Source organism: Vibrio sp. YT-19(2023), from assembly GCF_033337395.1.
On record NZ_JAWOQN010000026.1, the window covers coordinates 1 to 24,948 of the forward strand.

Here is a 24,948-nt window from a genome sequence, read left to right on the forward strand (position 1 = left end):
GGCTACGACGATTGATGGGCGTAACCGCTCAGATCGTAGCTTCTTGATTTAGTTCCATCGAATTACGCAACAAAGCCACATCCCGTTCAAAATTACCAACCTAAATCCGCTCTACAAATATCTTAGTAGTAGAGACAGCACTTACTCAGTGTATGCAATTAAAAACCGTAATCAATTAACGCTCGAACTCGTTATTAGTGACAAAAGTCGAATAAAATATAAAGCCACCATCGAGCAAGACTTTCAGCAAGACGTACCTAACCCGTTTACTGGTCAGATATTATTCAATAAGTTCAACTTTTGGGAGCCATCGTTACCTGACAAAAAACACACAATTGTTAGACAAAGAAAAATTCACACATGTAACGTAAAGCTCTCAACATCGGAGGGACATATCGGCAAACGCAGCATAAGGTATATCTTACAACGTATGCACCAATCGCTCTCGCTGACAGAGTTTCACGATATCGTTACACCCAAAATGTTCATTGAAAGACCTCAAGCATATAAAACGAAACCTATCTTGCTCACGTGGCCGTGTGAAATTAAGAATGGTATTAATTCCCCAACGGACTAAATGAACACAGAGGAAAAAGTCCAATGAGATAAAGGGAAACCACTTCCCATCAGTTACGACAAAGAAAAAAGTAGAGGCAGTTTCGCCTCTACTTTTTCACTAGATAACATCTAGCTCATCCAACGCCCCTCCGATTAATGCACCTGCGACAAACCCAATCGCCCCGCCAATCACGACACCTTGGGGGCCATAGCGGGTACCGAGTGTGGCACCGTACTTCGCGAATCGAACACCTGTTGACGAGCTAGGCTTAAACCAGCGCTGTTGAGGGTTAGAATGAAAATGTGTTTTCGTCATAATTTTTTCCTTTTCTATAGGTACAAATACAGAAAAGGGCGATACCTTTCGATATCGCCCTTGTTGATAAGCCTAATTTAGTGATGGGACTTAATCATCGTCATCGTCAGCCATGAAGTCACCGCCGAGCCAACCATCGTCGCCCGGTTCCATGTCGAAGTCCTGACTGAAGCCAGAATCTTCTGTGCCATCATCATAGTCACCTTGGTCTTCTGTCCAACCACCCATAACGAATACTCCTTCTTAGCTGTAATCCATTGCGCCACATGTATCGCATGACCCACCCTTGGAGACCCAACCGGGACAACCTAAAGAGCGGCATGAATAACCTGATGCCATAAGTGGCTTAATGAATGTCACTTGCATTACTTGTTTCCTTTAATTGACGTTGTAGTAAATCTACGTTGTGTAGTATCCCACTGCGACCGGACAGGATATGTCCAAGACCGCAGAATGAGTGTGAAAATAGTCATCGTCATTGCCCTGCCTTATCCAATGAAAGCTATGCCAAATCTAAGTGCGTGACGGTTAGAAACATTTAAAAATGTTTTGCCCTCAACCTGTCCAGAGGAAACCGTACGCTAGTAGCATGAGCGATAAGAGTGAAAAGCTAGCTTTAAGGCTAGGTGACATATTGACGAGATTGTTTATGGGAGAACTGCTCTCCCCTGAGCAGTTGGTAGCGGATTATCAGGTAAGTGAGAAAACCCTGAGACGCGATTTCAATGAAAGGCTAGTCAACGCTCCAATTATCCGCACCAATGAGGGTTATCGGTTAGATCCAGTAACTCGAAATAATGGTAATGCGAATACCAACAAGGTACTGCACGATACGGGTTTGTCCGCGCTATTGCCTAACCACTACAAGTTCAACGGTCACACTCCCATTCTGTTTAAGAATCCACGCTCCGAACCCATCGGGAAGTTCGATGCGCTGTTTAGACAGCTGACCGAAGTGATTACCACTCACTCTGTTATTGACCTTACCTACAATGGCAAAACGTTTGAATCTGTCCATCCCTATCGCTTGGTGAATGACCGTGGTATCTGGTTCCTCGCTGCGACCTACTGTGACCAGCTACATTCGTACCGACTGCCGAATATTTCACGGATTCACCGCCGGGAAGATAAATACAAACCGAGTCAAAAAGTCCACGAGGAGATATATAAACAAGGGATGGAGTGGCTAACTCCGGATGATGCTGAAGTGCTTGTACAGGTTGATAGGGAAGTAGCTCCGCACTTTCTTGAAAGTATGATTCTTCCCCACCAGCAGCTATTGAAAGAACTGAGCGACGGTAGTTTATTGGTTAGCAGTCGAGTATCAAGATTGAGCGATATCTTACCCTTGTTGAAGTCGTGGATGCCTCAAGTCGAGGTTCTCTCTCCAGTCAGTCTCAAGCTTGAACTGATACGCGATCTCCACGCCACATTGGATCGTTACAAGTAGTCGACACGTTTCAGACTACCGAAACCGATCAGCTTACTGAGTAATTAGATCATGATGATCCAAATACTTTATTTGCTGTACGTGAGTATTGTTTCATGACGTTGCCACGTTAATAAATGACGCCCTAGCGTTCTCTCTAGAAGCACAGATCCAAAACAACAAAGAACCCCGACATAATGTCGTTTCACAGCACCACTACAGCCCCTCCTAACCATCAACTTGCCACTATGTACCGATTTTGAGCTTACCTATGTGAGATAAGCGAAAGAGACGATTTAGCGAAACTTGAAACCGATACCACGTAAGGGAAAACTCAAAATGATGCCATTTTTCGTCGTTAATTAGCAAACACTAAAATAACTCCGGTAGGAGAAGTAATTTAATAGGGGTATAACCATGATGTCTGATGCACGAACTCTGCTCCAAATCACTCAGTCCAGTCCGTATTTTTACCTAGTTGATATCGCTAACTTGTTAAGCTTCACCGCCGTTGGCTATCTACTGGGTATGATGACTGGATAAACAGAGCCATAAATTGAACTTGTCACCATAGATTCCGGTGACAAGTTCCTTTTGTTACACCTAGCCTGTTTTAACTAGCTTCTGAAAATAGGTGAAAAATTTGAGTAAAAGTTCATTTGTGTCAATCCATTCACGAATATCGTTATAAATCTATCAGTTAGACTAGTGTTTTATAAGTGAAGCATGTTTAATCCGCGTATCGAAACCAAAACAAAATAGGTACAAGAACATGTCTATTCCATTCAATAAAGCAGATTGGTTACACAATAGCTGTCAAAGTGAAAAAATCGCCAAATGTGCAGCAGCAGCTCATGCACATGAAGCGATTACTACAATCGCCGCCTTCCATGCTGACGAAGACCATTACACAATCGAAGCAGGTGCTGAATACCTAGAAAACTATGAAGGTCAAGAAGTATTGTTTCTAGAGTTCAAAGCGTACAGTGATTGTGAACACTCTCGTTCCATGGCCATCATCTACGAGAAAGAAGATCTAGTGATGTACTGTGTTGAGTTTTCACTTGGAAACGAGGATGAGGATAAAGAGGAATACTTTGAGCCAGTTTCTCCAATGACTGTTAAGGGGTTCTTTAGTTACTTGAACACCTTGCCTAATATCAAGAAGCATGTACTACCTTCGAGTCTAAATGAAAAAGAGCAACAATCTTTGAGCATGCTAGAGGAACTATCTCAATAGATTTTCTAATATCAACGTAACCATAAGCTCGACCTAAGAACATCAAACTAGGTTATTCAAAATGGCAACGTTGAAAATGCCCAAGTTTTCGCGCCGACCTGTAAACATAAGATTAAGGGGCGCTCTTGGCGCTGTAATTAGAACAGATGACTATGGAAAATCTCATGGAAACTCGTTCTCAATACCCCTATACGTTACGCGCTATAGCAAAACCTAAACATCAGCTCCCATTGCTTCGACATAGCAATGGGAGCTTTTAATAACAAAACACCAGTGTAAACCAACCAAACTCGTTAAAATTAACGCTCCCTTCCATGGTGTTTCCACCGTCCATTGCAATCCAGCAACTTCATCCCCTCTGAATCCCGAAGGCAACGGATTGGGTAAACGTTGCTAAAACTTGCCCCAATGAAAAAAGCTTCCCATCACACCATGACGAACATGGGACAATGGGAAGCCTTAGTGTCACTAGGAAGTGAGTCGACTATTTTATGGTACATACATGGTGCTTTCTACTTGGTTTGTTGCCGATGGACTAATCCACAGTGACTTTTATTTCATCGAACACGCCCATTTCGACGTAGCTAAGAAAGTTGGATTCCCACATCGAGTAGAACTCTATTACCTCACTACTTGTTATCGGCAGCTCCGGAACATAGGAAAAACTCGCTGTTCCAGATGAGAAGTTAAAATCCACATCTTTAACCAGTTCGGGATAAGGACCACCGCAATACGCAAAGTCAGTGATGTAATCAAAGATCCACTGGTCGTAGAGGCGAACAAGCCTGATTTCAACAGGGTGCCAACCGCCATTTTCCGAACTGTAGGAAGAATCTCGGAAGTTGATCACCACCGATTGGATCATGGGTGTCCATTTGCCTGATTCGCTGATCACTCGGTTTAAAGCATCTTGAAGATCGACACTGACAGACAGCAGTAATCGCTCAACGTCAAAAGTTAAGTTCATAATAAAATCTCGTTTAGTTTGTCAGGGAAGCACTCTTGCTAAGTGCTCAGTATGAAAGCCAGAGTTGGCTTAGTGGGTAAGGATTGATGTGGTTTTTGGGTTATTCAGCTTTGGCTTCAGAGTTCACCAGAGACAGGATTTCCTCTCGAATCGTTACGTAGTCTGGCGCAATAACGTGGAGAAACACTGACTTCTCCGACTGGATGATAAGACCAAGCCCCCTGCAAAAAGCAGCCATAAAACCCGCGTTGTTCGCTGACTGTCCAGAAAATACACACTTCATCACAGAGCTCTTGAACGGCTTATCACCCTGCACATCTAGAACAGCGGTGATGTCTTTAAGTGGGATCCATTCCTTGCTGTGTAGACCGCCACCTTCATTGCCCGACATGCGGATATAGAGCTCGTTTTCCTTGTTATGTAAGGCGATTTGATAGAACACGTGGTTCTCCGTTTTCGGACTTAACTTCTTCGCTTTACCCTCGCGCACGATATTAGTGAAATGGTCTACTGGTTGATCGACAGTGACCGTGACTTGTTCATTGCCTTCTACGATTTCAGGTTGAACCGTTTCTTGTTGTTGGTTTGATTTACGTGCCATTGGACACCTCCTTTAAGATGGAATTGTTCAGGTTTAATTTGGTTTTAAGATTCAGCTTGGTCAGCTAACTTGGCGACAGGGAACGTGGGACTGTTCATAGGAGCACAGCAATACACGCCAGAACCTTCCATGGTCACTATGGCGACCGCTAATAGCCAAGGACAGTCATCGTCGTTTAACAACAGCACCCATTCTGGGTAGTTAGATACAAATCGAAGGAAGTGTTGGTCTTCCTCAGATTCTTCACTCAAGGTTTCGTTGGTATCCCCTTCCTCAATCAAGTACAAGGTCGTACCGACCTCATCCCAAAACGCTTTCGTACTTTCTTCATCACCGAACGGCTCTATCAGGTGTTCGAGTAGTTTTGCTTTCACACCATCAGGCATTGGCAGTGATTGAATATCTTCAAACTTGTTTACTGTTTTCATCGTAAATTTCCTTCTAATAATGAAAAAGCCCCTGTTCAGCTCATCGCTAAACAGGGGCTTTTCTGATGTCATTTCTAAATTAATTGGTTAAACCTAACTTCTTCATTCCCAACGTATCTCTGGCTTCGCAGTCACCATATCCGACAAACGAGAACCAATCTCCCTCCGACGCCCTACAGTCAGCTTCGAATAGCGCCTTGTTGATGAAAGGTCAGCGTGATTGAGCTGTTTGGCTATGTCGTGTAACGAGACTCCTTGGCTAGCTAACAAACTCCCAACCGTATGGCGTGCTGAATGAAGAGTTAGATTCGCTTTATCTCCGGGTATGTCGGGCAGTCCCATCTTGGCTTTGATAGCCTTGAAAGCATGCCTAGGTTGCCCTACTGGTTTACCCTTTTTGCGTCCAGGAAAGAGATACGGATTATTCGCCACATGAGGCACCGACCTCAAAATCTCAAGCATGTAATCACTTAGGAATAAAACGTGGCTACTACCGTTTTTCGTATGCGGAATAGTGAGTGTTTTTTCCTTCCAATTCACATCGGATTTCAAGCGTAAACGCAGTTCCTTATCCCTCGCGCCAGTCAAAAACAGCAAAGCTAGGTACGCGCCAATACTTTTGTCTTCATGGTTCAGAGCGTGACCTATAAACTCCTTTAGCTGTGATTCAGACAAGTAGCCAGTGCGCACGTTATCCTCTTTCAACAAACTCACCTTGTCAGCAATGAGCGGAGCGTCCATCAATTTGTATGCTTGACGATTGATCGTTTTGAGCAGGGCTAGAACACGGTTTATCGAAGCAGGAGCATAAGGCTTACCTTTAATCGTAACGGCATTTTGCATCTCCATTTGAACTTTGATGATATCGGCCGCGGTTAGGTCATGAATCGATATGTGATGAATAGACTTTGCTAAACGAAATCGCGCTACATCATCCTTCCAACTACGTTTCTGTTTAGCCAGTGGCAGGTACACTTCATCAAAGAACCGTTCCAGAGTCATCTCCTTCACGGTAGTCTGATTGTCACGCTCAAGCTTGGGATCAACGCCTTCAATAATTTGCTGGCGATACTCTTTGGCTGTTTTGCGTAATGTGGCGAGGTCTGTTTCAGGATGCTTACCAAGACCAATAGATGCCTTCTTACCTGTTACCGGACTGGTATAACGCAGCAGGAATCGTTTCCCGCCAGACTTACCCACTAAGCAGCGAACACCAGTAGGTAAGCCAGAGTCTTTCATAGCAGATAAATTGACTTCGTAATCGGTGGATTTAGCGTTAGCCGGATTGGGTTTAAGGTTGTTGAGGAAAGTGGCGGTGAGTCGCTGTGATTTACTCATTCAAACCTCCGTTAATTTATATACCCACGCTTCAGTAATATAAATTTCAGAGGTCTTTAGTTACGGGTACACCATTGATTAATAGTGGTTTTAGGTACAAAACCACTCTAGTTAACAAAACTGAACAGTCATAGGACGATATTGATGCACTACCAAGCACAGCCAAATATGATGAGATATCGACACGTCATTCAAGGCTAGAAAAAACATGTATATATTATCGAATATCACTGGCTCTCATCACCAAGATCTGCAAAGGTTAGTTGATCAAGGTGGCGATAGACTTCTCATTACATCACCGTTCTTAGCTTCTGATATGACAAGTTTTTTAGATGGCTTTCATTTCAATGCAGTCAAGAACATTGAACTGGTAACGACATTCAAAGCCAATGATCCCGAGCAGTTAACAAAGCCAAAACAACTATTAGACTTCCTCGAATACTTCAATGCCAAATACCCAAAGGTAAAGGCAAAAGTTCACATCGATAATAGTCTTCATGGAAAAATCTATGCCCTAACCAAAAACCATGAGCATCAAGCTATCATCACATCGGCAAACTTCACTAAAAACGGATTACACTACAATCACGAATGGGGGGTACTAACCCCACACAGCGACCATCTGGACAATCTTATTGATGAAATTTACGAAGCCATTGAATTTAGAGAGCTTACGTTAACTCAACTCAGAAAAGCCGTGATGTTCGCTGAGCAGTATAGCTCACAAAAAGCATGGGAAACAAAGCAGCCAAGTGCTGACATCGATATCCTACCACGAGTCTATTCCTCTGAGAGCGACTCAGATAAAGAGCCACTCTACTTCCTAAAACCAATTGGGACTCAGGATGATCCTGTACTTCTCGAAGAACGACGAGATTACTCAGATCTCCACCAGAACTTACACTTTTCCAAGAAAAAGCCTAAAGGTGTAACCAAAGGCGATATCGTCATTACAACTGGCGTAGGGTGTGGTTCCTTGCTTAGTTACTTCAAAGTCACGGGTAGTCTTTTCCATGTAACAGATCAAGAGATAAAACAGGAGGCTTGGAAAGAACGCTGGCCTTGGTATATGGAAGGACAAAACCATAGCTGTGACTTCGGTGGCTCATGGTGGAAATATGACATTAAACGTAACGCAGCATTAGAAGAATTCCGACAACTTTATCCCACTATTCCAGTGACGAAGTCAGGAAATTTCACTCTAGGCACGCTTAACTTCGGTAACGATAAAGTACAGATAACTAAAGAATTTGGCGAATTTTTAATAGGTAAAATAAAGAATTGCATGAAGTGAAAATAAAAGCCGAACGATACAACACGAAGTTATATGGTTCGGCTTTACCCACCCCTATCCCTAATAAACCTTGAACCGTTTCAGCTACTTGCCTCAGCGTTTTCACCTAGTCAGTGACAGAGTACAAGGTTATCCGAATACCTATACACGACCTCAACTTTAAAGCTAAGGTGGTGCTCATGATGAAAGGTATTTGTTGTTGAACTGGCATCCAGTTCTGCTTTGAGGATTAAGCCCCTCTTTGGCTATTGGGTTTTCGGTCACATCTTAAAACGGCAACAGATCGCTATGCAAACCAAGTTTCATTAACTTTTGATAAAAAGAAAATCTCATCGGTGAAATATGCTTGTGATTAAAAAAATGGGAAGGCGTATCTTGATCTAAACGACCACAGTTCACCGCCCAGTCAACGATGTTAGATTGAACCAAAAGATGACCTAACAATACTTCAAACTCTTGAATTAACTCATCGGTATTGTTGCAGTCTATAACTTCCCAAAGGTACCAGTTTGACTCTTCATTATCTGAGGATACCAGCCCCTTTGAATTGGTTTCTATTAGTGGTGAATATCCCTTTTGGACTTTTCTCCATTGAACAAAACCAGCGCGGTATTGAACCACAAGTTTATAAAGGCTATTACTTTCTAGAATCACAACTCTCAAGACATTGATGCCCTTTTTATACTCATAAGACGGATCTAATCGGACATGGTGTTTGAATATGATATCTCCGGTTAGCTTTATAAATTTAGTTGATAAGTCATCTCCATCAGGTGCGTGTCTATAGAACAAATGCTCCATTTTCCGCTTAAGTAAGTGACCATAATTGTTTATGAAGTAGCGCATTTGTCGCTCAGTAGCTAAAGCATGACCATTTAGCCATCGAGATGCCAAAGAACTAGAAGATCCACTCAAACCGGCCTTCTTCTCAATCTCTTTATTCGTGTAATCGCCTTCTTGTTTAGCAATTTTCAACAACTGCCTTGTGTATTTGTATTTTTTATCGTCACTCATCGTCATGCCAACCAACTGTTATTAAGATGAAAGCCGATGATATTTAATCATCGGCTTTCATCTTAGTCATCTCCTAAATAATCATCGTTATTAGGGTTGTGAGCATCCGCCCAATCATCCATATCTGCATCATTATTCGGGTTATTGATATCTGACCATAGATCTAGTTCGTCTTGTGACATGTCCGAAGTATCAACCATATTGAATCTCCTACTTCTTGCCTTGGTAACGTGAGTTATTTGGGTTCAATTGATTAGCTCTGTTATCAAGAACTTTCTGGTACGCAGTATTGTGACCTGAAGTTCCTTTGTTGCTATTAGCTTGATTCGCTTTATGGTTGTTCTGTTTGTTGCCCATCGTTCTATCTCCTTTGTTGAATGAACGATGACATTGTATGAGAGTCGGTTTCGTAGCGATGATGATAGGACGGTGATTGTTCAGTGATTCTTAGTGATATTCAGTGATTTTGGACGGATGAGTGAAAAATGTCATAGCTTAAAAGGGAAACTACCACTGTATTACCTACAGATTTCGCCACCAGAACCACTAACATAGTATTAATAATAACCAGTACAACAGCAGCCTACGGCAAGCTGTTGTACTGGTTATTATATATTTAATATAAAAATCCCAACCAAGATCTAGTCCTCATCTATCAAGCCACATCCACGTAATCCTACAACTACCGACACCAGCAACGCGTTTAGAGTCCATAACTTACATAGAAACTCGCTCAAACCACATATTTTTCTACGGTACGCCACTCGGCACACCAATTCCTCACTCGAATCGCCAGAGAGTACCGAGATCATCACTCAGCAAGCTTAGGACAGCGATATTCACACACTGATGGTTAGTAATAGCGATGGAGAATACCGCCATTTATTACACTTTAATGAGGTCGGTAAGTCAGCGTACTAACACCTAACCCATTTTTTCTTGGACTGAGGACTACGCTTGATTTGGTTATTTTTGGAAAGCTCATTGATTGCCTTGGTAAAATCTGACTTTGACAGCCCTAGCTGCTTTTGAAAGCTTGGATCTAAAGCACGAGGAGACTTCAAAGCATGAAGAAGCTTGTCTTCAGGAGATTTTTGGGGTGTCTGCTGTGGCTTAACAATTGGAACAACTGTGTTCTCTCTAGTTCTGATGCTTTGAAAAGGTGCGCCTAATTGCTTGCACTGAAACTCAAATGCTGAAATCAAGCTTTCATCGTTACTGTATAGCTCAAAATGAACAGAGCCCAACTGCTTTTTATCTAAAGCAAGTAGCACCCTAGACAAATATGCAATGATATAGAAATCGGCTTGGTTCTGACCTGTCGGATAGTCAGATAAGAACAGGTACAACGACTTTTCACAAACAAGCTTGACTGAATCTGACTTAGAAAAAACAAAGACTTTATCAACAACAGAAGCGTTAATTTTTTCTAGCTCCTTCAGTCCTACATTTTCAGCATCGACGAAAATCATCTTCATAGTTGGCCAAGCTCCATTTATTCACCACTATAAAGAAGATTACACAGTTGCATATCGATATCAACTTGGGGTTAATTCATTTGTGTGATTGATTGTAAGTGTATTCCCCAACGCGCTTACTACACACACAGCAAAACCTCCTATCTCAAACCGACTTTTCGACTATCTATCAAAACGATCAGTTGTTCCATAAAGGCAAAGCTAAAACCTCATAGCACCGTAAAGTCACCATGGTCGTACCATGGTTCTTCTCGCTCGAAGCCCTTGGTAATACTGGCTTGTGCGACGGCTGCTTTTTGCATTTGTTGGATTTACTGGGATTCCCTTGCGCACAGAATCGTCATGCGATGAACCATATATGGACCATGGGCGAAATTTTAAGGAGGATAAAGAGAGCCTATTGGAGCGAAAAAAGAGGCGATAGCAGGAAAGGAATCTTGAGGTAAGCACCTGAAAAGTCGAACATTTTCAAGCACCTAACACGACGAAAGGCCGCTATAAAAGCGACCTTTCTATGTATGGTACCGGTGGGCGGACTTGAACCGCCACGCCCGAAGGCAACGGATTTTGAATCCGTCGTGTATACCAATTTCACCACACCGGCATCTTTGGGCTATTGCCCTTTGATGGTTGGCATTATACGTAAGCTTTTGACCTGCGCAAGCAGAAATACCTTAAATAACTATCGTTTGCTGATAATTTCGCCACAAAGTGTGACAAAGCTGTACTCATAAGAAACGTACGCTCCATTTTCTACTACTCTTCCAGATGAAAGTGAGTATACGAAACTCTTTTTAAATTCTATTCACTGTAATATCAGAAACATAACCATTCCCAATGCTCGACAACGCATTATGGAGCATCTCTGCGGCATCTTCTGCTTGCATGAAGTGACTCGTTTCCATCGTATTGCCGCTTGTTTTCCAGAATTCCGTATCCATTCCACCAGGATAAACCGCGATGATTTTCATAGGTTTTCCTTTTAGCTCCAAACGAACCGACTCAATTAATCCTTTGACGGCCCATTTCACTGCACAATACGTAGACTCTTGCGCTTTAGGTTGTTGCGCGGCTGTGGACATGATCATGACCACTTTTATTGGATGATCTTTGTAACGCTTTACTAACTCTCTTAACACATGAATCGCAGAATTCAGGTTGTTATCAATCAACTTTTGAATCTCTTCCGGCTCCTGCTCTTCCAGTAAGCCAAAATAACCACTTCCCGCACTATGAATGACCATTTCAGGGGACTGTTTAACCCCATCAAAGAGCTGTTTCACATTTTGGTGCGATGAGAGGTTGCAAGCTTGATAACCAACGTTATGAGAGAGTTGTTTTGCTAGTGCGGATAGTTTTTCTGTATTTCTTCCTATTACATACGTCTCTTTGCCTTCCGCATCATAACGCTTTGCTAGTTCCGCCCCTAAACCGCTACTTGCACCTGTAATTACAATCATGCGCTACCTCTTTTCAATCACATACTTTTAATTCATCTATCAATTAAGGTAACAGAATCGTGGTAATTCACACCTCAAGAGCACCATTCTTTGAAGCAAGCAGCTTTCTTACTTTCGTGATGCATGAAATATCAAGCAGAACGACGGGCATTTAACCTATGCTTAAGCAAGAATAACTTTCTGAATTTTCTATCGACTTTCTAGTGAGAACTGAATAGGAGCAAAGAATGACTGGGTCAAAATGGCAGTGGTTACTGAAACAGATGACACGAAAACTGTGGGTCCGGACGTCACTCTACGCATTACTAGCTGTTGCTACCGCCTTAATGTCGATTGTTTTAAACCAGTTCATTACTTTGCCCCCTGCCATCAACGTCAGCAAGGATTTGTTGAACAACATATTAAATATCCTCGCAACCTCCATGCTTGCAGTGACTACATTCTCTCTCAATATTATGGTCTCAGCGTACAGTGCCGCTAGTGCAGGGGTAACGCCGCGAGCGACAAAACTGTTGATGGAAGACAGCACAACACAAAATGCCTTAGCAACCTTTCTTGGCTCTTTTCTATTTAGTTTGGTAGGAATTATCGCGCTAGGTATTGGGGCCTATCATCAACAAGCACAAATTTATCTATTCATCGTGACTATCGCCGTAATCGTGATGATCATACTCACTCTGCTACGTTGGATTCAGCACCTTTCCGTACTAGGAAGGGTCAGTGAAACCACTTCATACGTAGAGCAAGCCTTGTTAGATGCGATAAGAAAACGGGGCAAAGAGCGCTGGCTAGGTGCTCACCCATGGAGCCACCCAGAGCATAAGCCCAGAGGAAGTAAACCTATTTTGAGCCAAGAAATTGGCTACTTACAGCATGTTGATATGCATCACCTCGATAGTATTGCTGAAGCAAACCAATGCACCATCTACCTTGAGCGACAACCGGGAAGTTTTGTGTACGTAGGTCAACCATTGGCTTGGGTTTGTGGAGAATTGCCAGACGAAAGCGAAGTAACGGCAGCCTTCACGATTCGAACGGAGCGTTCATATGATCAGGACCCTCGCTTTGGTTTAGTCGTTATGGCGGAAATCGCCTCACGAGCACTATCTCCGGCTGTAAATGATAATGGCACCGCGATTGACGTTCTTGGGCGTTCTGTACGAGCACTTTCATTATGGGGAGACCTACTCAGTGAGCCGCCTACCAAAACTCGATATCCTAGACTATTTGTGCCCGCATTGAGCTGCCAGGATTTGTTTGATGATGTCTTTTTGCCGATAGCACACGATGGTGCAGCGCAACTCCAAATACAGATTCGCCTACAAAAGGCCTTGCTAGCTCTCTCTAGTATGCACCCTAAGTTATTTTTGTCACCAGCAATCAAGCTGTCAGAAAAAGCTTTAGAGCTTTCATTAAGCCAACATTATACCGAAGATGAGAAACACCAACTCTCTCAGCTATCTAATCTGGTCACAGACCAAAAAGCCAATGGTTAAGAGAGTCGAATTCAGTTGAAACATATTGCTGCACGGCCTCGTGTATCATGACATGTGCTGATAACGTAGGGCAGAAAAGTCACTTCGTTTATACACAATTAAAGACTCTGTGCGTTAGGTCTCTTTTCTCTTGGTGAGGGAATCTATATTCTGACGCACAATTTTTAAGGTAAGTGATGGAATAATGACAACGTCTACAACTCTTCCACCTGCTGGTCTCTTTCGTCGACTTGCAGCGTTGATTTACGACACATTAATTATTATCGCAATTGAAATGATGGCCGCTGGTATTGTTATGGCCGTTTTGTTTGCACTAAATGCAGCAGGATTGTTGAGCTATGGCGAGTACGCAGATGCCGCAGATATGCTCGGAAAGCACCCTGTATTGAGCCCTCTATTTACACTTTATCTTGCGGGTGTGTGGATATATTTCTTTGTGTTCTTCTGGACGCGAGCAGGACAAACTCTTGGGATGCGCGCTTGGAAGCTTCGAGTTCGCAATGCCAAAGACGGAGCACCAATTACGGTAACTCAAGCTCTGATTCGTATTTCGACATCTGGCTTTGGCTTGGCAAATTTGACTGTGCCGATTGATCCGAAGAAACGTGGTTTCCACGACATTTGGGCCAAAACAGAGGTTGTTGTATTACCTAAGGCAAACTAACTTGTCTAGGAACACAAAAAAGGAAGGCGTAATGCCTTCCTTTACATTTGGTTCGGTAAAACTTGGTTTATTCGATGATGCTTCAGTTATAGCTTTCTTCGTAGTAGTGCAATCGCAATAGCTAAGAACACCAAACTCGGGGCCAAAGCACCAAACACTGGGGATATGCCATACACCAAGCTTAATGGACCAAAGAACTCACTGGATATGTAAAAAGTAAACCCGGCAACCACGCCCGACAATACCCTTGCCCCCATGGTCACGCTTCTGAGTGGACCGAAAACAAAAGATAGCGCCATTAACATCATCACAGCAATTGAAAGCGGCTGAGTCAACTTACGCCAAAACGCCAACTCATAGCGAGATGCATCTTGTTCCGATGCTTTCAGGTAAGTCACATAATCATACAAACCGCTCAGCGACAGTTCTTCTGGCTTCACGGTCACCACAGCTAGCTTATCTGGTGCCAAAGAGGTGTGCCACTCCATCTGTTCGATGTCTTGCTTTGAAATTACGTTTTCATTTTCCATGTCCGTAATTTGTACGTAGCGCATCAGCCAGTTGTTATCTTGTTGGTAGTCGACTTCTTCGGCGAAAATAACTTTTTGTAGATTCTTATCATCATCAAAACGCCACATATTTAAAGCATAAAGCTTGTCGTCCTCGACTTTACCTATAAAGATAAAGTCGTTTGCGTCACGAGCCCACACACCTGAGCGCACAGACACAATGCTACCACCTGATATCGCAAACGCACGTAAGTCACGGGCCATCTTCTGGGCCTCAGGAGCGCCCCATTGACCTAACGCCATAACGACAATCATGAGCGGGACGGCCGTTTTTAGTACCGATAACCCGATATCCAGCTTAGAGAAACCAGCAGCTTGCATCACCACCAGCTCAGAGCTTGAAGCCAACATACCTAAGCCGATCAGGGCACCGAGTAATGCCGCCATTGGAAAGAACATTTCGATATCACGCGGCACACTGAGTAACACAAAGTACAACGCATGAGTGAGGTCGTACACACCTCGCCCTACTTTACGTAGCTGTTCTACATATTTGATGATGCCCGATAAGCCAACAAACGTCGCTAAAACCAAGGCAGTGGTAGAGATGATGGTTCTACCGATGTAAAGGTCTAAGATTTTGAACACAGCTTACGCGAGCCTCTTCTTGCGGAATTTGTCTTTTATTCGTCTAGCAGCAACGCTGTCCATCATATTCGCCATGATAGCAACAATCAGCAACATCGCATTGATTGGCCACATACCAATAGCAGCCGGGATGTCACCATCTTCTAATGCAGATTTGGTTGCACTGATCGCCAAGAAATACGCTAGATAGATCAGAATCGCAGGCCCCATTTTGGCAAACCGTCCCTGACGCGGATTCACCGCAGACAAAGGAATAACGAGCATTGTTAAGAGTGGAATACACACAAATAACGAAATTCGCCATTGTAGCTCCGCTTGCGCCTCTGGATCTGGGTGACCTATCAAGTCAACCGTTGGGTATGCTTCCCAGTCTCGCCCTTTCTTTTTGACCTCACGTTGGCCGATAACACCTTCGTATTCATCGAATTTCGTGATCATATATTCAACGCGAGTAGGCACACCTTCATAACGCGTACCTTCTTTCATAGTGATGATCTGACGACCGTCCGAAAGCTCTTTTACTTCACCAGAAGATGAGAACATCACACTCGGTAACACTGAATCTCGAGGGCGCATCTGCGCAACAAAAACGTTGCTCAAGGTATTGTCTTTAATGTCATCGATGAACACAACCGATGAACCGTCTGGTGTACCTTGGAACTGACCTTTTTTAAGTAGGTCAACGCTGTTTTCTGACGCTACCTGCTCATAAAGCTGCTCAACGCGGTCTTGAGACCACGGCGATAGCCACAACGCATTGAAAGCCGCCACCGCTGAAGTAATCAACGCTAGGTATAAGGCCGCTTGAACCAAGAATTTATTACCAATACCTGTCGCGTTCATTACGACAATTTCGCTCTCTGCATACAGACGACCAAATGTGATCAATATGCCGATATACAGACTTAAAGGCAGCATTAACAGACCCATTGCTGGCATGTTCAAACCAACAATCGAGAAAATCAATCCAGCAGGAATATCCCCATCAGAAGCATCAGCAAGAACACTTATGAATTTCTGGCTTACAAACACCAAAAAAAGCACGAAAAAAATCGCAAATTGGCTCTTGAGTGTTTCGCGGATCAAATATCTAACAATAATCACGCTGAAATTACCTATACAAAACTTGTTTTTTTGGTCGAATCACTATAGTTTCCCGTTGAACCATTTATTTTTTTAAAAATTATAAACTAGATGTTAGTCGCTTAATCAGCTCTGCATGTAAGCCTGGAGCTAAAATTCAACAAGTAAGCGATCATTATCTAACATTTAGAGCAATTTGTCTTCAGGATGTAGGAGTACGCATGGAGTTCAGTGTAAAAAGTGGCAGTCCAGAGAAACAACGTAGCGCATGTATCGTTGTTGGTGTGTTTGAACCACGTCGCCTTTCTCCAGTAGCCGAACAACTTGATAAAATCAGTGACGGTTACATCAGTTCACTACTTCGCCGTGGTGATCTAGAGGGTAAACCTGGTCAGATGCTGCTACTGCATCAAGTACCAGGTGTTTTGTCAGAGCGCGTTTTACTTGTCGGTTGCGGCAAAGAGCGTGAACTTGGCGAGCGCCAGTACAAGGAAATCATTCAAAAGACGATCAGCACACTTAACGAGACAGGCTCAATGGAAGCGGTATGTTTCCTAACTGAACTGCATGTTAAGGGTCGTGATACATACTGGAAAGTGCGCCAGGCTGTAGAAGCGACTAAAGATGGTCTATACACTTTTAATCAATTCAAGAGCGTGAAACCTGAGACTCGCCGCCCACTGCGCAAGCTTGTTTTCAACGTACCAACGCGTCGTGAATTGAACTTGGGTGAAAAAGCAATCACTCATGGTCTTGCTATTGCATCAGGTGTCAAAGCCTCAAAAGACCTTGGCAACATGCCGCCAAACGTAGCTAATCCAGCTTACCTTGCTTCTCAAGCTCGTCGTCTAGCGGACGATTACGAAACCGTAACCACCAAAATCATTGGTGAGCAAGAGATGGAAAAACTGGGTATGACCTCTTACCTAGCAGTAGGCCGTGGTTCTAAAAACGAATCTATGATGTCTATCATCGAGTACAAAGGTAACCCTGACTCAGATGCAAAACCGATTGTGCTCGTAGGTAAAGGTCTAACCTTCGACTCAGGCGGTATCTCTCTAAAGCCGGGCGAAGGTATGGATGAGATGAAGTACGACATGTGTGGTGCGGCATCGGTATTCGGTACAATGAAAGCGCTGGCGAAGCTAAACCTACCAATCAACGTTATTGGTGTTCTAGCGGGTTGTGAAAACATGCCTGGCAGCAACGCTTACCGTCCAGGTGACATCCTAACGACCATGTCTGGTCAAACTGTAGAAGTTCTGAACACGGATGCTGAAGGCCGTCTTGTTCTTTGTGACGCACTGACTTACGTAGAGCGTTTCGAACCAGACTGCGTGGTTGACGTTGCAACGCTAACTGGTGCTTGTGTTATCGCACTAGGCCACCATATCAGCGGCGTAATCTCTAACCACAACCCTCTTTCTCATGAGCTAGTAAACGCTTCTGAGCAAGCGAGTGACCGTGCATGGCGTCTACCAATGGCAGACGAGTACCACGAACAGTTGAAAAGCCCGTTTGCGGATATGGCAAACATTGGTGGTCGCCCTGGTGGCACAATTACTGCGGGTTGCTTCTTATCTAAGTTCGCGAAGAAGTACAACTGGGCACACGTCGATATCGCAGGTACCGCGTGGAAATCAGGCGCAGCGAAAGGCTCAACGGGCCGTCCTGTCTCAATGCTTGTCCAATTCCTTTTGAACCGCAGCGGCCAAGAGACAGAAGAGTAATTTCTGAACAACATCTAAAAGGGCCGCAAGGCCCTTTTTTATTATCCTAATTTTCTAAAATGAAAGTGGGACTTAAGATGGTCTTAGGAAGAGACCCAAGGCAAGTGAGAGAATGATGCAAACTGCAACCTTCTACATCATTAACGAAGAGAGCCCGCAAGCAACGGTGGCTGGCTTTGAAGAATACATCGTGTTTTTGGCTCAGCACTTTGCTCGCCAAGGCGCTAAAGTGTATTTAAACTGCCAAGACAAACCACACGCCGAGCAGCTCGCTGAAGCCTTTTGGCAAGTTGATGCAGACAAGTTCATGGCACATAACCTCGTAGGCGAGGGACCGAAATACGCCACCAACATTGAAATCGGCCATGAAGGTGTAAAACCTAATTGGAACCGTCAGCTGGTAATTAATTTGGCGGAAAATGAGACAACCTTTGCGAACAAGTTTGCTCAAGTGGTAGACTTCGTGCCCTGCGAAGAAAAAGCTAAACAACTCGCAAGAGAAAGATATAAAATTTACCGTCAAGCAGGTTACCAGCTGCAAACGATCGAAATTCAATATCCTTAACGGTCAATCCTTATAGTTAAGGCGATCTTGTTAAGATCCCTCACTTATAAAGATTGACTAAGATTCAACCATCAACGTATCCATTAAAAGAGCGCTATGGAAAAGACATACAACCCAACTTCAATCGAACAAGCTCTGTATCAGACTTGGGAAGAGAAAGGCTACTTTAAGCCACACGGTGACACTACTAAAGAATCATACAGCATCATGATCCCGCCACCGAACGTCACTGGTAGCCTACACATGGGCCACGCGTTCCAAGATACGATCATGGATACGCTTATCCGTTGTGAACGTATGAAGGGTAAAAACACCCTTTGGCAAGTAGGTACTGACCACGCTGGTATCGCAACTCAGATGGTTGTTGAGCGTAAGATCGCTGCAGAAGAAGGCAAAACAAAACACGATTACGGTCGTGAAGCTTTCATCGACAAAATCTGGGAATGGAAAGGCGAATCTGGCGGCACTATCACTAAGCAGCTTCGTCGTCTTGGCGCATCTGTAGACTGGGATCGTGAACGCTTCACGATGGACGATGGTCTATCTAACGCCGTTCAAGAAGTGTTCGTACGTCTATACGAAGACGATCTAATCTACCGCGGTAAGCGTCTAGTTAACTGGGATCCAAAGCTACACACAGCGATTTCAGATCTAGAAGTAGAGAACAAAGACACTAAAGGCCACATGTGGCACTTCCGCTACCCACTAGCAGATGGCGCTAAAACAGCGGATGGCAAAGACTACATCGTTGTTGCAACGACTCGTCCAGAGACCGTGCTAGGCGATACGGGTGTTGCAGTTAACCCAGCAGATCCACGTTACAAAGATCTTATCGGTAAAGAAATCATCCTTCCTATCGTTGATCGTCGCATCCCAATCGTGGGCGATGAGCACGCAGATATGGAAAAAGGTACTGGCTGTGTGAAAATCACACCTGCGCACGACTTCAACGACTACGAAGTAGGTAAGCGCCACCAGCTACCAATGATCAACATTCTGACTTTCGACGCGAACATCCGCGACTCAGCAGAAGTATTCAACACTAACGGCGAAGCAAGCGAAGCTTACGGCACTGAACTACCAGCTAAATACCACGGTATGGAGCGTTTTGCCGCTCGTAAAGCTATCGTTGCTGAATTCGACGAGCTAGGCCTACTTGAAGAAGTGAAAGATCACGATCTACAAGTTCCTTACGGCGACCGTGGTGGCGTTGTTATCGAACCAATGCTAACTGACCAATGGTACGTACGTACTGCGCCTCTAGCGAAAACCGCAGTTGAAGCAGTAGAAAACGGCGACATCCAATTCGTTCCTAAGCAATACGAAAACATGTACTTCTCTTGGATGCGTGACGTTCAAGACTGGTGTATCTCTCGTCAGCTATGGTGGGGTCACCGCATCCCAGCTTGGTACGACAACCAAGGTAATGTTTACGTAGGTCGCACTGAAGAAGAAGTTCGTAAGAACAACAACCTAGAGTCAGTCATTGAACTTCACCAAGACGAAGACGTACTGGATACGTGGTTCTCTTCTGCACTATGGACGTTCGGTACTCAAGGTTGGCCAGAGCAAACTGACGATCTGAAAGTATTCCACCCTTCAGACGTTCTAGTAACTGGTTTCGACATCATCTTCTTCTGGGTTGCGCGCATGATCATGATGACCATGCACTTCGTGAAAGACGAAAACGGCAAACCACAAGTACCATTTAAGACGGTTTACGTTACTGGTCTAATCCGTGACGAAAACGGCGACAAGATGTCCAAGTCGAAAGGTAACGTACTTGACCCAATCGACATGATTGATGGTATCGACCTAGAGTCTCTCGTAGAGAAGCGTTGTGGCAACATGATGCAGCCTCAACTAGCGAAGAAGATCGAGAAGAACACTCGTAAGACGTTTGAAAACGGTATCGAAGCATACGGTACAGACGCACTGCGTTTCACTCTTGCAGCAATGGCATCAACAGGTCGTGATATCAACTGGGATATGAAGCGTCTTGAGGGTTACCGTAACTTCTGTAACAAACTATGGAACGCAAGCCGTTACGTAATGATGAACACAGAAGAGCAAGATTGTGGCTTCAACGGTGGTGAGATTGAATACTCACTAGCAGACAAGTGGATCGAGTCTCAGTTTGAACTCGCAGCGAAAGCGTTCAACAACCATATCGACAACTTCCGTCTAGATATGGCTGCGAACACGCTTTACGAATTCATCTGGAACCAATTCTGTGACTGGTACCTAGAGCTAACTAAACCCGTTCTATGGAAAGGTAGTGAAGCGCAACAGCGTGGTACTCGCCGTACACTCATCACGGTTCTTGAGAAGACGCTACGTCTAGCTCACCCAGTGATTCCTTACATCACTGAAACTATCTGGCAAAGCATCAAGCCACTAGTTGAAGGTGTAGAAGGTGAGACAATCATGCTTCAAGCACTGCCTCAATTCGACGAAGCAAACTTCAACCAAGAAGCGCTAGATGATATCGAATGGGTGAAGGCGTTCATTACCAGCATCCGTAACCTACGTGCTGAATACGACATCAACCCTGGTAAGCCGCTTGACGTTATGCTGAAAGCAGCAAATGCAGAAGATGCCTCTCGTCTAGAAGCAAGCAAGCAAGTACTGATGTCACTAGCGAAGCTAGAAGCAGTACGCGTGCTTGAAGCTGGCGAACAAACTCCAGCGTGTGCAACGGCACTGGTTGGCAAGTCTGAGCTGATGATCCCAATGGCGGGTTTGATCGACAAAGATGCAGAGCTTGCTCGTCTAGATGGCGAAATCAAGAAGACGCACGGCGAAATCAAGCGTATCGAAGGCAAACTTGGCAACGAAGGCTTTGTAGCGAAAGCACCTGAAGCTGTTGTTGCTAAAGAGCGTGAGAAGCTTGAAGGCTACAAAGAGACACTAGCTAAGCTAGAAGAGCAGAAGACAACGATCGCTGCACTTTAAGCCTCAGTGAAAGAGAAGAACTAACACTTCTCACTTTGAATCCAAAGGTTGGCCATCATGGTCAACCTTTTTTGTATATCTTTCACCAAAAACCATCATCAATAGCTTTCCCCTATCGCAACAATACTCATCATCCATTAGCATTAATGAGAATTATTATCGATAATGAACTCATCGAAACAAACACGATTGAGTAATTATCATGAAAAAGACACTAACTTTCGCAGCACTGCATTTTACTATCGCATTTAGTGTCGCTTACGTACTCACAGGCGACATTCTAATTGGTAGTTTAATTGCCATGATTGAGCCTTCAGTGAACACCGTAGCCTTCTACTTTCATGAAAAGGCATGGGCAAAAGTCCCAGCACTTAAAGCTCGTCAGTGGATGACCAAATTAAAAACCGCAAGCTTTGCGACCGTGCACTTCAGCGTCGCTTTTACCGTGGTTTACTTACTAACAGGTGATGCATTTGTCGGCGGCGTAATGGCGATGCTAGAGCCGAGTTTGAACACGGTGGCTTACTACTTCCACGAGAAAGTATGGATGCGTAAATCATCAGAAAAAGCTCCAGCACCGCAGTTTTGTTTACATCACCACGCTTAAACATGGAGGCTCACTACGTCTCCTAACGAGAAAAATGACATTTACCATTGACAAGGTTGCGCACCGCAATTAATTTAATTGCGGTGCGCAACTTTATTTTTAGAGGTAAGTGATAATGAACGCTCGTCAACTTCGACACTACTCCCGTCAAGCCGTCCGATTGCTTGGTATGCTTGATAAACAATGCGGCGATGTCGCTCTCACTCCAGTGCAAGCGCACGCATTGGGTGAAATCCAATTGCAGCCATTGACCATCAATCAGCTGGCACAGCAGCTTAATGTCGACAAGTCCAACGCGAGCCGAACCGTTACTGGTTTGATTAAATTAGGTTTGGTCGAGAGCATCGAAAACCCAAAAGACAAACGTAGTCAACTCGTAGCGATTACAGAGCAAGGCCAACAGGCGTTATCGCAACTGGACCAACAGCAAAACCACTTCTTTGAACAGCTGCTTACCCAACTCGATGACAGCGAGCAAGAGCAACTCAAACTTGGTCTAGAGACTTACCTAAAAGGGCTAACAAAAGTGTGTCAGGCTGAGGAATACGTTCTTCGACCTCTTACTAAAGCAGACAACCCGCAAGTCGCAGATGTGATTCGTAAAGTCTCTGCAGAATACGGCTTAACCGCAGACAAAGGTTATGGTGTGGCCGATCCAACGCTTGATGATATGTATTCGGTTTACAATCAATGCGGGGCCGCCTACTGGGTCATTGAACATCGCGGAGAGATCGTTGGTGGCGGTGGCTTTGCCCCTTTAGCTGGCGAGCCAAATGTGTGTGAACTACAAAAGATGTACTTCTTACCTCAAACACGAGGGCACGGTTTAGCCAAACGCATCGTCGCATTGAGCTTACAATTGGCGAAACAATTTGGGTATCAGCAGTGCTATTTAGAGACAACTGAATGTCTGAGAGAAGCGGTAAGCTTGTATGAAAAGCTAGGCTTTGAGCATCTCGATACCCCGCTTGGACAAACAGGGCATGATGCATGTGAAGTCGTAATGCTTAAGATGCTGTAATAGATAATATTATTAGACGTTAAAGCACAACATGGGTAACACAAAGCTCCTGGCTCAAGGCAACAGTGAAGTTTTGGTGCTGCCCATCCAACTCAACAGACAACTGGTAGAGATCACTTGGATCAGGATCAGTAAGATCGGCATACTTTGGCGCTTCGATCTGGAATAAAGCGCTCGCATGCTCCGCTCGGACATCAATAGGAATATGGTAAGTCATACCATTAAACTTAACCGATGCAGAGACCAGACCCGGCGCAAAAGTTTGATAGTACAAGTCTACTTTAAACTCGCAACCACCACCGTGGTGCCAAATCTGCTCGGTTGCCACGCGGTCTAAACGTACATTGCGAATGAACTGCAGATACGGTTCTTGCCATACCCCTAAGCGCTCGTCACTCTTTTGGTATTCATGATCTGCAAGTGAACACAACTCCGGTTTATCCTCATCCAACAGAAGATCTTCTTCTTCCTCAAGGAATAGGATCTCAAAACGGTTGCGCCCCATCTGCATGAACGGGCGAATGTCTTTCTTGTAGACATTTTGAGAACCGTCACAGTCAAACAATGCTACTCCGTTCAAACGCACTTCTGCATGGTAATCCACACCACCCAACACCATTTCTACCGCTGGGAATGCCATCATGGATTCGTCCACTTCAATGTCATGCATCAGGTGCCACTCTTGCTGACGAATTGCTTCTTCTGTCAGTTCAGCAGGCAATACCTGACTCAAAGGAGCAGGGAAAGTAATGTCATCCTGTGGGATAGAAAGGTCCGTCAGTGGAGAGACTTGCCATAAACCGGCGAGTGAGAGTTGCATAAACACCTTGAGCTAGATCAATTTTCACGCATTATAGGGAGAAATCCCCTATAAACTCAATGTGAATTATTTATCGCCTCCACATTCGTCAGTTTTTCAAGGTATAAAAAAACCAGCGTTAAACGCTGGTTTTTCCAAAAGTAGTGAGCTTTGATTACTCGTCGTCTTCATCTTCTTCAGGGTAAAGCGCATCTTCGCCTTCGTAGTACGTACCCCAACCGTCATAGATGATGTCGTATTTTTCTGCCAAGTGAATCAATTTTTCAACTTGCGCATCAATCGCTTCTGCGTCTAGTGCGGACTCCATAGTCGCATCACAGCAAAGCAACTTGTTACCATCTTCATCTTCAGTTTCTTCTGCTTCAAGAACTTCAAAGCCCATCTTGAATGCTTCAACTACCGCTTTTTCTAGCGTGTCAAAATCTTCGGCAAACAGGTGGTGCTCAATTTCGTATAGCGAATCTGGATCGCTGCCATCTTCTAGCAATGCTGCAATGATATCGCGAGTCTCTTCCTTTTGAATCTCAATTAATTCTTCTACTGATAGATATTCATCTTCGTGAGACATGTTTTGGCTCCAGATTAGTTACTTGATGGAAACACAATACCCGATACTGAGTATGCTGATCCGGTGAAATATGGCATGGATTGCGATGAAAAGCCACAAACAAACATCATACCACTGCGATTCTTATCGGTTATTTGAATCTAAATATTAAACCGACCA

26 protein-coding genes and 1 tRNA gene are annotated in these 24,948 nt (G+C 44.2%); 11 read left to right on the plus strand and 16 right to left on the minus strand.

The features are described from left to right. Positions 1-676: 676 nt before the first annotated feature. Positions 677-874: a glycine zipper domain-containing protein gene (locus R7E78_RS17695; protein WP_023585707.1), complete on the minus strand. Its 198-nt coding sequence runs from the start codon at positions 872-874 to the stop codon at positions 677-679. A gap of 90 nt (positions 875-964) precedes the next feature. After that, the gene (locus R7E78_RS17700; RefSeq protein WP_023585706.1) at positions 965-1,102 is read right to left on the minus strand and encodes a hypothetical protein; all 138 of its coding nucleotides are present in this window, start codon (positions 1,100-1,102) and stop codon (positions 965-967) included. 361 nt (positions 1,103-1,463) lie between these two features. Here R7E78_RS17700 and R7E78_RS17705 point away from each other — a divergent pair, with 361 nt between their 5' ends. The 3 genes from R7E78_RS17705 to R7E78_RS17715 all read left to right on the plus strand — a co-directional run bounded on the left by R7E78_RS17705 (position 1,464) and on the right by R7E78_RS17715 (position 3,543). Continuing rightward, on the plus strand, positions 1,464-2,324 hold the full coding sequence (locus R7E78_RS17705; RefSeq protein WP_065274882.1) for a helix-turn-helix transcriptional regulator: 861 nt from the start codon (positions 1,464-1,466) through the stop codon (positions 2,322-2,324). A gap of 396 nt (positions 2,325-2,720) precedes the next feature. Continuing rightward, entirely contained in the window at positions 2,721-2,846 is a 126-nt protein-coding gene (locus R7E78_RS17710) for a hypothetical protein (protein ID WP_255212448.1), read from the plus strand. Positions 2,847-3,075: 229 nt separating this feature from the next. Beyond that, positions 3,076-3,543, plus strand: a complete 468-nt coding sequence (locus R7E78_RS17715; protein ID WP_262640738.1) for a hypothetical protein — start codon at positions 3,076-3,078, stop codon at positions 3,541-3,543. A gap of 535 nt (positions 3,544-4,078) precedes the next feature. Here the strand turns inward: R7E78_RS17715 and R7E78_RS17720 are convergent. From R7E78_RS17720 to R7E78_RS17735, 4 genes are all read right to left on the minus strand, one after another. Then, positions 4,079-4,510, minus strand: coding sequence for a DUF2787 domain-containing protein (locus R7E78_RS17720; RefSeq protein ID WP_262640737.1), 432 nt, complete (start codon positions 4,508-4,510; stop codon positions 4,079-4,081). A gap of 100 nt (positions 4,511-4,610) precedes the next feature. Continuing rightward, on the minus strand, positions 4,611-5,111 hold the full coding sequence (locus R7E78_RS17725) for a hypothetical protein (RefSeq protein WP_262640736.1): 501 nt from the start codon (positions 5,109-5,111) through the stop codon (positions 4,611-4,613). A 44-nt stretch (positions 5,112-5,155) separates the two neighbouring features. Beyond that, complete coding sequence (locus tag R7E78_RS17730; RefSeq protein WP_262640735.1) at positions 5,156-5,539, minus strand: hypothetical protein; 384 nt, start codon at positions 5,537-5,539, stop codon at positions 5,156-5,158. Positions 5,540-5,641: 102 nt separating this feature from the next. Beyond that, the gene (locus R7E78_RS17735; protein ID WP_262640734.1) at positions 5,642-6,877 is read right to left on the minus strand and encodes a tyrosine-type recombinase/integrase; all 1,236 of its coding nucleotides are present in this window, start codon (positions 6,875-6,877) and stop codon (positions 5,642-5,644) included. Between the two features lie 208 nt (positions 6,878-7,085). Between R7E78_RS17735 and R7E78_RS17740 the strand changes: the two genes are divergently transcribed. After that, complete coding sequence (locus R7E78_RS17740; protein ID WP_262640733.1) at positions 7,086-8,171, plus strand: phospholipase D family protein; 1,086 nt, start codon at positions 7,086-7,088, stop codon at positions 8,169-8,171. Positions 8,172-8,438: 267 nt separating this feature from the next. On the opposite strand, the gene R7E78_RS17745 is transcribed toward R7E78_RS17740, so the two are convergent. The 6 genes from R7E78_RS17745 to R7E78_RS17770 form a co-directional block, all read right to left on the minus strand. Continuing rightward, positions 8,439-9,185: a hypothetical protein gene (locus R7E78_RS17745; RefSeq protein WP_065274887.1), complete on the minus strand. Its 747-nt coding sequence runs from the start codon at positions 9,183-9,185 to the stop codon at positions 8,439-8,441. Between the two features lie 62 nt (positions 9,186-9,247). Then, positions 9,248-9,385, minus strand: coding sequence for a hypothetical protein (locus R7E78_RS17750; protein WP_172438150.1), 138 nt, complete (start codon positions 9,383-9,385; stop codon positions 9,248-9,250). Positions 9,386-9,395: 10 nt separating this feature from the next. Beyond that, on the minus strand, positions 9,396-9,542 hold the full coding sequence (locus R7E78_RS17755) for an alpha-amylase (RefSeq protein ID WP_065274888.1): 147 nt from the start codon (positions 9,540-9,542) through the stop codon (positions 9,396-9,398). Positions 9,543-10,102: 560 nt separating this feature from the next. Beyond that, positions 10,103-10,663 (minus strand): hypothetical protein, encoded by a 561-nt coding sequence (locus R7E78_RS17760; protein ID WP_029841376.1) that lies wholly within the window; start codon positions 10,661-10,663, stop codon positions 10,103-10,105. 519 nt (positions 10,664-11,182) lie between these two features. Further along, positions 11,183-11,267: transfer RNA gene (locus R7E78_RS17765), tRNA-Leu, on the minus strand. 190 nt (positions 11,268-11,457) lie between these two features. Further along, positions 11,458-12,123: an SDR family NAD(P)-dependent oxidoreductase gene (locus R7E78_RS17770; RefSeq protein ID WP_262640661.1), complete on the minus strand. Its 666-nt coding sequence runs from the start codon at positions 12,121-12,123 to the stop codon at positions 11,458-11,460. 227 nt (positions 12,124-12,350) lie between these two features. Between R7E78_RS17770 and R7E78_RS17775 the strand changes: the two genes are divergently transcribed. After that, positions 12,351-13,619 carry a DUF2254 domain-containing protein gene (locus R7E78_RS17775; protein ID WP_005385537.1) on the plus strand — a complete coding sequence of 423 codons (1,269 nt, stop codon included), beginning with the start codon at positions 12,351-12,353 and terminating at the stop codon, positions 13,617-13,619. Between the two features lie 184 nt (positions 13,620-13,803). Further along, positions 13,804-14,283: an RDD family protein gene (locus tag R7E78_RS17780; RefSeq protein WP_086047050.1), complete on the plus strand. Its 480-nt coding sequence runs from the start codon at positions 13,804-13,806 to the stop codon at positions 14,281-14,283. Positions 14,284-14,369: 86 nt separating this feature from the next. On the opposite strand, the gene lptG is transcribed toward R7E78_RS17780, so the two are convergent. Both lptG and lptF read right to left on the minus strand, forming a co-directional pair. Further along, on the minus strand, positions 14,370-15,440 hold the full coding sequence (lptG, locus tag R7E78_RS17785; RefSeq protein ID WP_005381071.1) for an LPS export ABC transporter permease LptG: 1,071 nt from the start codon (positions 15,438-15,440) through the stop codon (positions 14,370-14,372). A gap of 3 nt (positions 15,441-15,443) precedes the next feature. Further along, entirely contained in the window at positions 15,444-16,544 is a 1,101-nt protein-coding gene (lptF, locus tag R7E78_RS17790; RefSeq protein ID WP_005381072.1) for an LPS export ABC transporter permease LptF, read from the minus strand. A gap of 200 nt (positions 16,545-16,744) precedes the next feature. On the opposite strand from lptF, the gene pepA reads away from it, so the two are divergent. The 5 genes from pepA (at position 16,745) to R7E78_RS17815 (ending at position 23,401) form a co-directional block, all read left to right on the plus strand. Continuing rightward, a complete protein-coding gene (pepA, locus tag R7E78_RS17795; RefSeq protein ID WP_005381073.1) occupies positions 16,745-18,253 on the plus strand; it encodes a leucyl aminopeptidase in 1,509 nt (502 codons plus the stop codon). A 115-nt stretch (positions 18,254-18,368) separates the two neighbouring features. Next, entirely contained in the window at positions 18,369-18,818 is a 450-nt protein-coding gene (locus R7E78_RS17800) for a DNA polymerase III subunit chi (RefSeq protein WP_031777270.1), read from the plus strand. A 96-nt stretch (positions 18,819-18,914) separates the two neighbouring features. Next, a complete protein-coding gene (locus tag R7E78_RS17805) occupies positions 18,915-21,773 on the plus strand; it encodes a valine--tRNA ligase (protein ID WP_262640659.1) in 2,859 nt (952 codons plus the stop codon). Positions 21,774-21,975: 202 nt separating this feature from the next. Further along, positions 21,976-22,380, plus strand: coding sequence for a DUF2061 domain-containing protein (locus tag R7E78_RS17810; protein ID WP_005381078.1), 405 nt, complete (start codon positions 21,976-21,978; stop codon positions 22,378-22,380). 115 nt (positions 22,381-22,495) lie between these two features. Beyond that, positions 22,496-23,401 (plus strand): bifunctional helix-turn-helix transcriptional regulator/GNAT family N-acetyltransferase, encoded by a 906-nt coding sequence (locus R7E78_RS17815; RefSeq protein WP_262640658.1) that lies wholly within the window; start codon positions 22,496-22,498, stop codon positions 23,399-23,401. A gap of 19 nt (positions 23,402-23,420) precedes the next feature. Here the strand turns inward: R7E78_RS17815 and R7E78_RS17820 are convergent, their stop codons facing one another. Then, a complete protein-coding gene (locus R7E78_RS17820; protein ID WP_104975633.1) occupies positions 23,421-24,221 on the minus strand; it encodes a glycosyl hydrolase 2 galactose-binding domain-containing protein in 801 nt (266 codons plus the stop codon). A 154-nt stretch (positions 24,222-24,375) separates the two neighbouring features. Continuing rightward, the gene (gene rraB / locus R7E78_RS17825; RefSeq protein ID WP_005381081.1) at positions 24,376-24,789 is read right to left on the minus strand and encodes a ribonuclease E inhibitor RraB; all 414 of its coding nucleotides are present in this window, start codon (positions 24,787-24,789) and stop codon (positions 24,376-24,378) included. Positions 24,790-24,948 lie beyond the last annotated feature (159 nt).

Coding starts and splice junctions, on each gene's coding strand:
- R7E78_RS17755 (WP_065274888.1), bottom strand. CDS start 9,542: ATGGGCAACAAACAGAACAACCATAAAGCGAATCAAGCTAATAGCAAC.
- R7E78_RS17820 (WP_104975633.1), bottom strand. CDS start 24,221: ATGCAACTCTCACTCGCCGGTTTATGGCAAGTCTCTCCACTGACGGAC.
- R7E78_RS17740 (WP_262640733.1), top strand. CDS start 7,086: ATGTATATATTATCGAATATCACTGGCTCTCATCACCAAGATCTGCAA.
- R7E78_RS17805 (WP_262640659.1), top strand. CDS start 18,915: ATGGAAAAGACATACAACCCAACTTCAATCGAACAAGCTCTGTATCAG.
- R7E78_RS17760 (WP_029841376.1), bottom strand. CDS start 10,663: ATGAAGATGATTTTCGTCGATGCTGAAAATGTAGGACTGAAGGAGCTA.
- R7E78_RS17720 (WP_262640737.1), bottom strand. CDS start 4,510: ATGAACTTAACTTTTGACGTTGAGCGATTACTGCTGTCTGTCAGTGTC.
- R7E78_RS17750 (WP_172438150.1), bottom strand. CDS start 9,385: ATGGTTGATACTTCGGACATGTCACAAGACGAACTAGATCTATGGTCA.
- R7E78_RS17745 (WP_065274887.1), bottom strand. CDS start 9,185: ATGAGTGACGATAAAAAATACAAATACACAAGGCAGTTGTTGAAAATT.
- R7E78_RS17770 (WP_262640661.1), bottom strand. CDS start 12,123: ATGATTGTAATTACAGGTGCAAGTAGCGGTTTAGGGGCGGAACTAGCA.
- R7E78_RS17775 (WP_005385537.1), top strand. CDS start 12,351: ATGACTGGGTCAAAATGGCAGTGGTTACTGAAACAGATGACACGAAAA.
- R7E78_RS17810 (WP_005381078.1), top strand. CDS start 21,976: ATGAAAAAGACACTAACTTTCGCAGCACTGCATTTTACTATCGCATTT.
- R7E78_RS17695 (WP_023585707.1), bottom strand. CDS start 874: ATGACGAAAACACATTTTCATTCTAACCCTCAACAGCGCTGGTTTAAG.
- R7E78_RS17735 (WP_262640734.1), bottom strand. CDS start 6,877: ATGAGTAAATCACAGCGACTCACCGCCACTTTCCTCAACAACCTTAAA.
- rraB (WP_005381081.1), bottom strand. CDS start 24,789: ATGTCTCACGAAGATGAATATCTATCAGTAGAAGAATTAATTGAGATT.
- R7E78_RS17725 (WP_262640736.1), bottom strand. CDS start 5,111: ATGGCACGTAAATCAAACCAACAACAAGAAACGGTTCAACCTGAAATC.
- R7E78_RS17730 (WP_262640735.1), bottom strand. CDS start 5,539: ATGAAAACAGTAAACAAGTTTGAAGATATTCAATCACTGCCAATGCCT.
- R7E78_RS17705 (WP_065274882.1), top strand. CDS start 1,464: ATGAGCGATAAGAGTGAAAAGCTAGCTTTAAGGCTAGGTGACATATTG.
- R7E78_RS17710 (WP_255212448.1), top strand. CDS start 2,721: ATGATGTCTGATGCACGAACTCTGCTCCAAATCACTCAGTCCAGTCCG.
- R7E78_RS17815 (WP_262640658.1), top strand. CDS start 22,496: ATGAACGCTCGTCAACTTCGACACTACTCCCGTCAAGCCGTCCGATTG.
- R7E78_RS17780 (WP_086047050.1), top strand. CDS start 13,804: ATGACAACGTCTACAACTCTTCCACCTGCTGGTCTCTTTCGTCGACTT.
- R7E78_RS17800 (WP_031777270.1), top strand. CDS start 18,369: ATGCAAACTGCAACCTTCTACATCATTAACGAAGAGAGCCCGCAAGCA.
- R7E78_RS17715 (WP_262640738.1), top strand. CDS start 3,076: ATGTCTATTCCATTCAATAAAGCAGATTGGTTACACAATAGCTGTCAA.
- R7E78_RS17700 (WP_023585706.1), bottom strand. CDS start 1,102: ATGGGTGGTTGGACAGAAGACCAAGGTGACTATGATGATGGCACAGAA.
- pepA (WP_005381073.1), top strand. CDS start 16,745: ATGGAGTTCAGTGTAAAAAGTGGCAGTCCAGAGAAACAACGTAGCGCA.